We start from the raw sequence: 11,828 nt of genomic DNA, 5'->3' as shown, positions 1-11,828 counted from the left end.
GTGTGCCGACCATATCCCACGCTTTTGACAGCATGCGCTGGCCGCTTGCGAGCTTCACTTCGGATGATGTCTGCATTGCAGGAGCATGTTCGAAGTGGAGTGGACGTGTAGTGGATGTGGAACCCGCAAGCACCCTTGCTTTCAAGCCGCATTTCGGATGGGTCGGACATGTGGAGCTGGGATCTTAACTGATGAAGTACGTTCAGATAAATGCATATGGCTATGGATCAACTGGCAGTATAATGCGCAACATCCATAAAGAGCGTCTTCGGGATGGTGACGAGTCCTACATTGCATGGGCTCGCGGTCCTGCATCGCAGGAGTCGAATGAATATCGTTTCGGAACCAAGTTCGACGTATATATGCATGTAGGGCTGCATCGGTTGTTCGGCATGGGTGGCTTCATGGGATCGAAGCGAGCAACCGAGCAATTGGTTTCCTGGTTGGAGGGCATCGACCCTGACGTGGTACACCTGCACAATCTGCATGGATATACGATTCATCTCCCTGTCCTGTTTGACTTTCTAAAACGAGCAGGAAAGCAGGTGGTTTGGACACTGCATGATTGCTGGGCGTTTACGGGGCATTGCGGGCACTTTTCCCATGCCCGCTGCTCTCAATGGAAGATGCGTTGTGGGGCGAGTTGTGTTTGTCCTCAAGCTCACGAGAATCCAAAGACATTAGCCGGCACATGGGCTGTGAGACGTTCTTTCGACATTAAGAGGGATCTGTTTACATCATTGCACGATGTTGAAATCATAGTCCCATCGCAATGGCTCGCTCATCTGGTGAGTCAATCGTATTTATCAAAATACCCTATTCAAGTGGTACCGCATAAAGTTGACAGCAACGTGTTTAAGGCAACTCAGAGTGGTTTTCGGGAACAGTATGGGCTTGAAGGAAAGGTAATTATTTTGGGGGTTGCTTCCCCATGGAGTAGGCATAAGGGATTGGAACGATTCGTCTCTCTATCAAACCTTCTGGATGAAAGGTTTGCGATCGTTCTAGTTGGCCTGACCGACAAGCAACAATCATACGTTCAAAAATCGTGCAACTCCCAGGTGGCAATAGTTTCGCTATCTTCTGTGTCAGAGGCGAGCAAACTCGCTCAGATTTATTCTGCGTCGGATTATTACTGGAATGCCAGTACTGAAGAAACGTTCGGGATGACTACTTTGGAAGCTGTTTCCTGCGGTGCGTTCTCTATCGTGTGCGAAGGAACGCCTGGCGAAGAGATTATCAGCGCAGAAACGGGCGTTGCTCTTCCGGCGAACGCAAGTGCCGTGGCTGAGTATGTGCTTAAAAATCAGGCACCCCGGAAGGAATACGTATGATAATCGACATAGGGTCACCTTTTGTTGTCATCGCGGGAGTGCTTTTGGCATTGGGATGGGCTCGTTGTCGCAAAGGTAACGATTTAGTAGTTCTTCTTTTTTCGATTGTTTGCATTCTCGACATGAATATGATTTCGGCACCTCTTGCCGTGGTCAATGGTCAAGAGATTTCTTGCTCCGACGTGGCGTTGGTGCTATTTTTTATATTTGCATTTGCGCTTGCCGTCAAGAATCGTGCGCTCATAAGTAGACGCATGCTTGTATCGGCGCTTGCCATTTCCACAATACTATTACTCTCTCTCTTGGTTAATTTTTTCCATCCGTATGAGGGGAGTATTGTAGCTTCGGGTGTATCATGGGATTTGTTTGTGCAGGGCATGGTTCTTCAGTCAGATCAAGAGATTGGTGGAAGAAATTTATTCGTATTTCTCCGTTACGTGCTTTTTGTATTTTCGGGGGTGCTCACCGTTTCCTTATTTGGGGGCAATGACTTTATTCGGGTTGGACGCTATATATTAATTGCGGGTAAAATACACATAGGTTATGCCGTATTTGAGTTAGGTATGAAAGTTCTCTTTGAATCAAGCATAGCTTCTCAGTTCACTTCATTCTTGTTTGCGGATAGTCATATATACACCTCTTATTTTCAACGAGAATCTCTTGTTGCGTTGTGGGGCATTACGCGGGAGCCGTCACATTTTGTTCTTGCTCTTGGCTGGTTTGTGATTGTATTTACCCTGCTCAAAATGACTGGAAATGCATCTCGGGATAAGATTGCGTGGCCAATAATGGCCATTGTCCTTATGTGTCTTTCTGCAGCATCTTCGATCGTGGTCCTACTGCCTGCTCTTGTGTTTTTTATATTGGCTATAAATCAAATACGGCGAGATGGTCGAGTGCATTTACTTTCTGCTGCTGTTGGTATTTTAATTCTGTTCGCGGGTTTTTATTTTGTCGCTGAAGCGGGAATTGTGCAAGCGTTGCCATATTTTGGAAAAGCAACAGGTGTCCTCGAATCTTTGGGAGACGCCTTCCGTGGCAACTATTTTGCTTTGCGCACTGTTGAGGGATCGCCCCGTTTGATTAGTGTCGTGGAATCCATTCGAGTTTGGATGGATGTACCGCTTTGTGGCATTGGCGTCGGGTCTATGAATCCATTTAGTGGCGTATTTGCGCAATTGGTAAATACAGGAATACTGGGGTTCTGTTCATGGTTAGTGTATTTACGCTCCCTTCAAGGAAAGAATCCTGCTAAATATTCGTACCTACTTCTTATGTTCGTTGTAATAGGGATGACGGCATTTTTAGGGCAAGAAGGCTCTATGTATTCGTTCTCTTTTTTGCTGGTAGCTCCACTGATCTCTTATTGTTTGGGATCGCTTTCTGTTGAAGACCGCATATCAGGAATCGAATTTTCGCGCAGAGATGATCCAAGACTTCTCGGTGTACATAAAAGAAAAACCAAGAGTCATTCAAAGTGGTATTTGGCGGAAGGAGTGAGTTAGAAATGAAAATACTTTACGTGGCTACAGCGTATGCGGGGCTCGATTCCCTTTTGTTTGAAAGGGCTTATCGTATTGACGGGCTACCTCCCCAAACAAAAGTTTTGAGGGCATTTATTGAAAGGGGAGACGAAGTTGAGATGCTTATCCATGTCGATGGTCAGAAACGACCTCTTTCTATTGCGTGCGATTGGCTAAAAAAGGCTCAATCTATCCAAGTGATTTTTCGAGGTGACAAGGTGTGGGACAAGCTTCTATTTATCAGATCTATGGACAAAATCGTGAAGACTTCCCTCAAGGAGAAAGAATTCAATTTTGTCTATCTGGTTGGTGATGCTTGTGTTAACGGCGCCAAGTATGCGCATCGGGCAGGCGTGCCGTGTGGGCAACGGTTATTCGGTAGTTATGTGAAATGGATGCTTGCACAGCATAGTAAAATCTGGTGTGTGTTGTTTCATTATCCGCGTGTTGCTCCCTTTTTTACGAAAAAAAGTTTTCTCCTTATGACTAAAGATGGATCGGATTTCGAGGGTACCTTACAGAGACTCGGCATCGAACAACCTTTCTATGATGCATATGAATGGACGAATGGGGTATGTTTTCCAAGCAAAGATGAGGAGTCTTTGCAGATGCAAGATTGTCCTAAAACATACTTGTTCTGCGGATCGCGTTTGGAACGTATCAAAGGGCAAAAAACTTGTATAGAGGTATTAAGGTTATTGCATGAACGAGGGTATCAAGACATTCATCTCGTTCTTGCTGGCAGGGTAAGCGAACCTGGATTTGATGATGAATTGCGTGAGGATGCAAAGCGCTACAATTTAGAAAGCAAAGTGCATTTTCTTGGCTCTGTGCCGCAGCATCAAGTATGGCTTTGGGCGAAAAACGCTTTAGCAACTCTCGCTTTCAATTCGTATTCTAATCGGGGTAATGCAACTATAGAAGCATTAGCTGTTGGTGCTGTGGTGATCGTACCAAAGACTGATATATGGATGGACGATTTAGTGATAGATGAAAAAACTGGTTTTCGAGTGGAGGGCGCCCTTGATGCGGCAGATCGCATCGAGCGCATTATGAAAAACCCCGAGTATTCTGCATCTATTCGGCAGAACGCACAAGAGCAGACGCGAAAGATCATACCCTCTTGGGAACAACGTATCAAAATGGAACTCGATCTTGTTGATTCGTACGTGTTTCCGGAAAAAAGAGAACTACGTGCTGATTTCCCAAAACTGAGATAGAGAGTAATTTGGACTGTGGTCTAATACGCAGCAAGAGTCACATGAGAGGAACTTTGAAAAATGAATAGCGAAACTATCAAACAAAAAATCTCCGCCCATACCCTTGTATGCGGCACGATTGGCCTTGGATATGTAGGGTTGCCCTTGGCGGTAGAAAAAGCCAAGGCGGGGTTTCGAACTATTGGTTTTGATGTGCAGGCCGAAAAAGTGGACATGGTCAATCGCGGCGAGAACTACATAGGGGATGTAGTGCAAGAAGACCTTACAGCGCTTGTCGAGTGCGGCATGCTCGAAGCTACGACCGATTTCTCACGTGTTACCGAGTGTGACTTTGTAGCCATCTGTGTTCCCACCCCTCTTGATGCGCACCAACAGCCCGACACCTCCTACATGGAAATCTCAGCGTGTGAAGTGGCACCGTATCTTAAAGAAGGTGCTATGGTGGTGTTGGAGTCCACCACCTATCCCGGCACTACCGAAGAGCTTATCAAGCCTATCCTGGAGGCAGGTTCTAGTATGAAATGCGGTGAGGGTTTCTACCTTGGTTTTAGTCCCGAGCGGGTAGATCCTGGCAACCTCATCTACAAGACAAAAAACACCCCCAAGGTGGTAGGAGCCATTGGGGAAGAAGCACTAGACCTTATAGCGTCGGTCTATGAAGCGGTGCTCGAAGGAGGAGTCACGCGGGTGTCTTCTCCTGCGGTAGCCGAGATGGAAAAAATCCTTGAGAATACCTACAGAAACGTCAATATTGGACTGGTAAATGAAATGGCTATGCTGTGTGATCGCATGGGTATTGATGTATGGGAAGTCATTGATGCGGCTAAAACCAAGCCTTACGGGTTTACCGCCTTCTACCCAGGCCCTGGCCTTGGGGGGCACTGTATTCCCCTTGACCCTTACTATCTTTCCTGGAAAGCGCGTGAGTATGGCTTTCATACCTCGATGATAGAGGCATCCATGACAGTAAACGACGGCATGCCCGAGTGGGTAGCTTCTCGCGTGGCGCGTATTCTTAACCGCGAGGGAAAAGCTGTGAAGGATTCGCGGGTGCTTGTCTTAGGTGTGGCCTACAAGCAAGACATTGATGACTATAGGGAAAGTCCTGCGCTGCGGGTAATTGAGCGGCTTGAGGTACGAGGAGCGCGCGTGAGCTACTTTGACCCATGGGTGCCGCGATACTGTTACAAAGGCACAGAAAACCATTCTCTTCCACACCTTACGGCCGAGGCAATTGCTTCGGCCGATATTGTTTTGGTCACTTGTGCTCACACCAACGTTGATTACGCACTTGTACAACGCCACGCCAAAGCCATTCTTGACACAAAGAATGCCATGAAAGATGTCTTTCCTTGCGACAACATCGAGGTGCTCTAAATGGGTCGTAAAGTAAACATTCTCACGGTGGTGGGGGCGCGGCCGCAGTTCATTAAAGCATCTGTTTTGTCGAGGTCATTTGCTGGTATGGCGGGCATTGAGGAATCCATCGTTCATACCGGTCAGCACTTTGATCGCAACATGTCTGATCTGTTTTTTGAGGAACTGGGAATACCGGATCCTGATGTGAATCTAGGGATTTCAGGCGGAAGCCATGCAGAGATGACTGCGCGGATGCTTGTTGCGCTTGAGCGCGTTATGAGAGAGCGGAGTCCTGATATGGTGCTCGTGTACGGGGATACTAACTCAACGTTGGCGGCTTCTCTTGCCGCTGCCAAGCTGCATATGCCCTTGTGCCACGCAGAAGCGGGGTTTCGCACCCACTGCCGTACGAACCCCGAGGAGGTGAACAGGATATGTACCGATCACCTTGCCTCCCTTAATTTCGCGCCTACGCCACAGAGTATAGATAATCTGATTGCTGAGGGATTGGGAGAGGTCTCTTCGTTTACAGGGGATCTTATGTATGACGCTTTTCAGCACGCGCGCAGTAATGCCGGATATAAAAAGGTGACACTCGCCAAGTTTGACGGGGCTGAGATTGTTGTGCCTACCCGATATGTTTATCTTACCTGCCATCGCGAGGAGAACGACTCAGATGCGACGTTGTGTGAGGTTGTGACGGCTGCCAATAGGTTCGATGTTCCTGTGATCTATCCTGTGCATCCGCGCGTAAGAGATAAAGTATCTCGTTTAGTAGAAGAGCTGAGCGCGAATAATGTACTGCTCGTTCGGCCGGTTGGCTATTTTGAAAGTGTCAGCCTGACAGCAGGCGCCGATTTGGTGGTCACGGATTCAGGCGGTTTACAGCGCGAGGCGTTTTATGCCCAAGTGAAGTGCGTAACGCTTTTGCCTTTCCCAAGCGCCGATGAGACACTACGCGATGATCGCAATACTCTTGTTTCTCAGGTTACTGCAGAAAAAATTTTAGAAGCGGCTCGCGTTGAACAGACCGTGAATCCCTCGTATAGGCCCTTTGGGCAAGGAGATGCTGCAGAAAAGATGGTGGAGCGTATTGTTGAATTTTTCGAGAGAGGGGAGTAGAAGTAGCCATGAACTACGCACTCATCGGCTGTGGTCGCATCGCGGTCAACCACGTAAAAGCCGCTACGAGCAACAATTTCAATATCGTGGCGTTTTGTGACATCGACTCTTCTAAATTCGATATCATGCTGAACAAAGCCGATTGCGGTAACTTCCCGCAAACCGCTCGCTATACCGACTATCGCCGTATGCTTGCTGATCATCCCGAGATCGAACTTGTCTCCATTGCCACAGAAAGCGGAAGCCACGCAGCTATCGCGCTTGACTGCATTGAAGCGGGCAAACACGTGATCATCGAAAAACCCATCGCGCTTTCTATGGCTGATGCGGATGGGATTGTGCGCCGGGCCGCTGAAGCAGACGTGAGAGTTGCGGCGTGTCATCAAAACCGCTTCAACCCAGCGGTGGTTCAAACCAGAAAGGCGCTAGAGAGTGGCCGGTTTGGGCGCATGAGCCACGGATCTATCTGCGTGCGGTGGAATCGCAACAAAGGTTACTACGATCAAGCTCCTTGGCGTGGCACTTGGGCAGAGGATGGCGGGTGTCTGATGAACCAATGCATCCATGGCATCGACCTTTTGCGTTGGATGATGGGAGGCAAGATCTCTTCTGTATACGCCCAAACGCGCCAGTGTTTTCACAACTATTTGGAAGCAGAAGACGTTGGGGTGGCGGTTCTGTCGTTTGAGGATGGGTCTGTCGGTCTTATTGAGGGTACGGTAAATGTTTACCCTAAAAACCTTGAAGAGACACTATGTCTGTTTGGGGAGAGAGGTACGGTGAAGGTTGGCGGCACCTCCACCAACGAGATTGCGGTATGGGATTTTGCCGATACGCGTGAGGAAGATACCCAGATTCGCACCTTACGTGAAGTCACATCAAACGTCTATGGCAACGGACACACTGCACTCTTTGCCGATATGGCAGAGGCAATCCGTGAGAGTCGCGCACCTGCGGTGGATGCGCGTGCAGGCCGAGACGCCTTAGAAGTCGTGCTTGCCATCTATAAAAGCCAAAAGACGGGTATGCCGGTAGAACTTCCTTTACAAAAGTTCGCAAGTACCGATATGGAGGGGGAGTTTTAGATGCGCTGTGTGCTGTTCACCAAACCCAAGCCAGTCACACTTTCTCTACTCAAACACATGGTTGAGTCGGGAGACGAGGTGGAGGCGGTCATCTTGTACGGTGCTGAGCGCTACATAGATACTCCGCTTGTGGCCTATGCGCGCGAACATGCGGTACCTATTGTGGACTTTGTCGTGTGCGATGAGTTTTTTGACCGCTTTTCCGTGCGTGAATTAGATGCAATCTGGTGTTGTACTTTCCCAAGACTTATACGTGAGGAATGGATAGGCAAAGCGGATGTGGCTGTAAATTTTCACGGTGCACCTTTGCCAGAGTATCGCGGTGTGTTTGCTTACAACTTTGCTATCTTAAACGGTGATGATGTATTCGGAGTTACGGCGCATCTGATGAACGGGTCGTTTGATACAGGTGACATTGTGGAGGTGGAGCGCTTTTCTTACGATTGCGCGAGTGGCAGTGTCGCCGAATTGGTGGCATTGTCCGACGAGCATATACTGGCCCTTTTCAGGCGCGTGCACGAACAACTCAAACAAAATGGGTGTTTGACAGCCGTGCCACAAGACCTCTCGTGTGGACACTACTACAGCCGCGATGATTTCGAGGAAGCAAAGCGGATACCGCCAGGTGCCTCTGCTGCGGACGTTGAGCGCAGAATCCGCGCGTTTTGGTACCCGCCGTATGAGGGAGCCTATAGAGAGGTGGAAGGGGAGCGCTTTTATCCGGTGACAAGGGAGATTCTTCGTGAGCTTGGACAGTAGAACCCCTGTATTGCATGGAATGCGTGATGAGGCCCTTGTGCGCAAGGATCGCTATGAGCAGTTTTGCGAGCGTGTGTATGTGCCTCTCTATTCCAAGCCCTGGTGGATGGATGCGGTATGTGGGTCAGAGAACTGGGACGTGTGGCTTTATGAAGAGGGCGGGCACATTGCAGCGGCTATGCCCTACTATCTGGAGGAGCGAAAGTATGGACTCTACATTACCAAGCCGCCTCTCACCCAGAACAATGGCATTGTGTTTGATCATCCCGTGGGTGCCGGCATTGTGGCGCGCGCGAAGTTTGAGGAGAAGGTTGTACGTGCTGCGATGGCGCACGTTGACTCGCTTGGTCTTGCGGTCTATGAACAGCAGTTTCCAACAAGCTATATCACTTGGCTTCCGCACTCGTGGTGTGGGTGTGCGGCTCTGCCGCGCTACACTTATGTGATTAAAGACACTTCTGACCTTGATTCAGTGTGGCAGGGTATGTCGTCGAGCTATCGGAAAAACGTGAAGAAAGGGCGGCGCAATCTCGCTTCTGTAGGTGAGCTTGATCGGGAGCGTTTTTGGATAGAGCACGCAAAGGTGTTTGAGCGCCAAAACCTCCCTGTTCCGTTTTCCCGCACGATGTGGACGCGTTTGTTTGACGCAGCATATGCAGCTCAGTCTGGGCGAGCTTTGTGCGCTGTAACAGGTGACGGGCAAGTGGCAAGCGTGCTGTTTTTGGTATGGGACGAGAGACGCATGTATCACCTTCTTGGTGGCACGATGCCAGGCTTTAGCGGACTCGAGACTTACAACGCGCTTACGTGGACAGGAATTGAACTTGCTCACGAAAAAGGTCTCGCTTACGACTTCGAAGGCTCAATGATTGAGCGCATCGCAAAATCATTCAGGGAGTTCGGCGGAACGCCCGAGCTGTACTTCCGCATCCGCAAGGTCTATAGCCCCGAGGTCGTTCGCATGGAGGCTGAACAGCAGGTTTCCCGATTGGAGGTTTCTTAGTGGAGTTCAGAGATTTGGGCGCGCAGTACGCCGCCTTGAAGGACGACGTCGACGTGGGCATTGTCCGCGTTCTGGGAAGCGGGCGGTTCGTCGGCGGGCCGGAGGTGGCTGCGCTGGAGCGCGAGCTTGCCGAATACGTTGGCGTGAAGCACTGCATAACTTGCGGAAACGGCACTGACGCGTTGCAGCTCGCACTCATGGCGTGGGGCGTGGGGCCGGGCGACGCTGTCGTCGTGCCTGATTTCACGTTTTTCTCGTCGGGCGAGGTGGTTGCCGCCGTGGGCGCGACGCCTGTGTTCGCCGACGTGCTGGAGGGCACGTTCAACCTCGATCCTGCGCAAATTGCGCCTGCGTGCGCGGCGGCGCGGGGGGCGGGGCTTTCTCCTAAGGCGGCGGTCGCGGTGGATTTATTCGGCCTGCCTGCCGACTATGCGGCGATCTGCGCGGCGTGCGAGGCCGAGGGCCTGCTGCTGCTGGAGGACGGCGCGCAGGGCTTCGGCGGCGATGTGGGCGGACGCCGCGCGTGCTCGTTCGGCGACATATCGACCACCAGCTTCTTTCCCGCCAAACCCCTCGGCTGCTACGGCGACGGCGGCGCGGTGTTCGCCGACGACGACAGGTGGACGGAGCTGGTTCGCAGCTACGCCGTGCACGGCAAGGGCACCATGAAGTACGACAACGTGCGCGTGGGTATGAACAGCCGCTTGGACGCTGTGCAGGCGGCCGTGCTGCGTGCCAAGCTGGCAGCGTTTTCCGCCGAGGTCGACGCGGTGAACGAGCGCGCGCAGTGGTACGGCGAGCTGCTGGCGGATGCGGAGGGCGAGCTGGGACTCCAGTTGCCGTGCGTACCAGAGGGCTTCCGCAGCTCGTGGGCACAGTACACGGTCGTTTTGCCCGAGAGCTTCAACCGCGATGCCCTGCAAGCAAAACTCAAAGAGCGCGACATCCCCACCATGGTCTACTATCCCAAACCCATGCACGAACAAGAAGCATTCGCAGACGCCTGCCTCACCACCTCTGGCGCTTGTCCGACAACCAAGAGCCTCTGCCAGCGTGTCTTGAGCCTACCCATGGGACCGTACTTGTCGCAGGCGGACATCGAGCGTGTAGCAGCGGCATTGGGGAGCATGCTCTAAAGCGTGGCAGTTGTGCTGAGTAAGGCGACAACGGCGGTACGTACCCTGTTCTCAAAAGGGTTTTTCCATATATTTGGTTCGAACGCCATTAATAGGCTCATTGGATTTGTCACCAACATTGCGATAGTCTGGTTTTTAACAAAAGACGAATACGGAGTATTTAGTTACGCCAATAGCATCTACTCGATTTGTGTGCTGTTTACTGGGTTTGGGCTCATTTCGGGAATGCTCCAGTTTTGCCTGGAAGAGCGTCCTGAAACCCAGAAGGAGAGCATTCGTTCTTACGCCTTAACGCGTGGCGTGTTCGCTGATGTGGGTATTGCTGTTGGTGTGATTCTCATCGGGTTTTTTGTGGCACTTCCCATCCAAGAGGCAGGTGCATGTCTTGCGGCATTCGGCCCGCTTGTGATTCTTGATTATCTGTTTCAATACCTCTCGTGCGTTCTGAGAATGTCGTTTGAGAATCAGCGATACGCGGCGCTGCAAACCGCCAACACGGTGTCTTATTTTATTGCTGCTTGTGCGGGGGCGTATGTAGGTGGTATCTACGGTACGGTGGCGGGACGTTATATCGCCTACGGAGCAAGCATTGTGCTTGGGATGTTTTTCCTCAAGAAAACGGGTATAGCTATACCGTTTAAGCTGGCCACAAGTCCTTTTCCAAAACGCGATCTCTGGAAGTATTCGGTATCTACCCAGGTGTCAGCTAGCTTAAATACGCTTACTTTTCTGCTCGATGTACTGCTGGTTGGTTTCTTCATTCAGAATGCTGCTGTTGTCGCAACCTACAAAACAGCGACGATTATCCCCGAGGGCCTCGTGTTCATTCCCACGAGTGTGATCACGTTTGCTCTACCGTACTTTGTGAAGCACAATAGAGATGGCGTGTGGTTCAGGAAAAAAAGTTCGTTGTTGCTTGGTGCTGGGCTTGGCGCATATGCCGCTGTTTCTTTGGTGCTGATTATAGGTGCACCTTGGATTGTAGGAGGTTTGTGGGGAGACGGATACTTGGATGCAGTTGCGCCGTTTCGTATCCTTTCCCTTTCTTTTTTGTTCAACGCCATGCGAGCAACGTGCACCAATCTTCTGTGTGCTGTTCGTGCAATCAGGGAGAACTTAGTTATCTCGTGCATCTCGCTCGTGGCAAATGTGTCGTTGTGTGTGCTGCTGATACCGGCTTTCGGCATTGCCGGTGCGGCGCTTGCCCCGCTGTCTGTCTCGGTTATTGCCGCCGTTGTTGCCTTTACTTTACTAAGAAAGACTGTAAAAAATCTTCCAGGGGTTTAG

Annotated in this window: 10 protein-coding genes; all 10 read left to right on the top strand. The window is 50.6% G+C overall.

What is annotated here, in order from left to right; translation table 11 throughout:
* Positions 1–191: 191 nt before the first annotated feature.
* Genes ACWKY3_RS07910 through ACWKY3_RS07865 form a run of 10 tightly spaced genes read left to right on the top strand, consistent with a single transcriptional unit; the run spans position 192 to position 11,828 of the window.
* Entirely contained in the window at positions 192–1,334 is a 1,143-nt protein-coding gene (locus tag ACWKY3_RS07910) for a glycosyltransferase (protein WP_449315874.1), read from the top strand.
* On the top strand, positions 1,331–2,839 hold the full coding sequence (locus ACWKY3_RS07905) for a hypothetical protein (RefSeq protein WP_449315873.1): 1,509 nt from the start codon (positions 1,331–1,333) through the stop codon (positions 2,837–2,839). The genes ACWKY3_RS07910 and ACWKY3_RS07905 overlap by 4 nt, the downstream gene beginning before the upstream one ends.
* Positions 2,840–2,841: 2 nt before the next feature.
* Entirely contained in the window at positions 2,842–4,077 is a 1,236-nt protein-coding gene (locus ACWKY3_RS07900; RefSeq protein ID WP_449315872.1) for a glycosyltransferase, read from the top strand.
* 60 nt (positions 4,078–4,137) lie between these two features.
* Complete coding sequence (locus tag ACWKY3_RS07895) at positions 4,138–5,454, top strand: nucleotide sugar dehydrogenase (RefSeq protein WP_449315871.1); 1,317 nt, start codon at positions 4,138–4,140, stop codon at positions 5,452–5,454.
* On the top strand, positions 5,455–6,558 hold the full coding sequence (gene wecB / locus ACWKY3_RS07890) for a non-hydrolyzing UDP-N-acetylglucosamine 2-epimerase (protein WP_449315870.1): 1,104 nt from the start codon (positions 5,455–5,457) through the stop codon (positions 6,556–6,558).
* A gap of 8 nt (positions 6,559–6,566) precedes the next feature.
* Positions 6,567–7,643, top strand: coding sequence for a Gfo/Idh/MocA family protein (locus ACWKY3_RS07885; RefSeq protein ID WP_449315869.1), 1,077 nt, complete (start codon positions 6,567–6,569; stop codon positions 7,641–7,643).
* A complete protein-coding gene (locus ACWKY3_RS07880) occupies positions 7,644–8,402 on the top strand; it encodes a formyltransferase family protein (protein WP_449315868.1) in 759 nt (252 codons plus the stop codon). It begins immediately after the preceding gene.
* On the top strand, positions 8,386–9,405 hold the full coding sequence (locus ACWKY3_RS07875) for a GNAT family N-acetyltransferase (RefSeq protein WP_449315867.1): 1,020 nt from the start codon (positions 8,386–8,388) through the stop codon (positions 9,403–9,405). Before ACWKY3_RS07880 ends, ACWKY3_RS07875 begins: the two co-directional genes overlap by 17 nt.
* Positions 9,405–10,541, top strand: coding sequence for a DegT/DnrJ/EryC1/StrS family aminotransferase (locus tag ACWKY3_RS07870; RefSeq protein ID WP_449315866.1), 1,137 nt, complete (start codon positions 9,405–9,407; stop codon positions 10,539–10,541). The genes ACWKY3_RS07875 and ACWKY3_RS07870 overlap by 1 nt, the downstream gene beginning before the upstream one ends.
* 3 nt (positions 10,542–10,544) lie before the next feature.
* Positions 10,545–11,828, top strand: a complete 1,284-nt coding sequence (locus ACWKY3_RS07865; protein ID WP_449315865.1) for an oligosaccharide flippase family protein — start codon at positions 10,545–10,547, stop codon at positions 11,826–11,828.

The organism is Rubneribacter sp., assembly GCF_965361815.1.
The sequence above is the reverse complement of the archived record's forward strand: the minus strand, read 5'-3'. Positions and strand labels throughout refer to the sequence as shown.

Coding starts and splice junctions, on each gene's coding strand:
- wecB (WP_449315870.1), top strand. CDS start 5,455: ATGGGTCGTAAAGTAAACATTCTCACGGTGGTGGGGGCGCGGCCGCAG.
- ACWKY3_RS07900 (WP_449315872.1), top strand. CDS start 2,842: ATGAAAATACTTTACGTGGCTACAGCGTATGCGGGGCTCGATTCCCTT.
- ACWKY3_RS07880 (WP_449315868.1), top strand. CDS start 7,644: ATGCGCTGTGTGCTGTTCACCAAACCCAAGCCAGTCACACTTTCTCTA.
- ACWKY3_RS07885 (WP_449315869.1), top strand. CDS start 6,567: ATGAACTACGCACTCATCGGCTGTGGTCGCATCGCGGTCAACCACGTA.
- ACWKY3_RS07910 (WP_449315874.1), top strand. CDS start 192: ATGAAGTACGTTCAGATAAATGCATATGGCTATGGATCAACTGGCAGT.
- ACWKY3_RS07905 (WP_449315873.1), top strand. CDS start 1,331: ATGATAATCGACATAGGGTCACCTTTTGTTGTCATCGCGGGAGTGCTT.
- ACWKY3_RS07895 (WP_449315871.1), top strand. CDS start 4,138: ATGAATAGCGAAACTATCAAACAAAAAATCTCCGCCCATACCCTTGTA.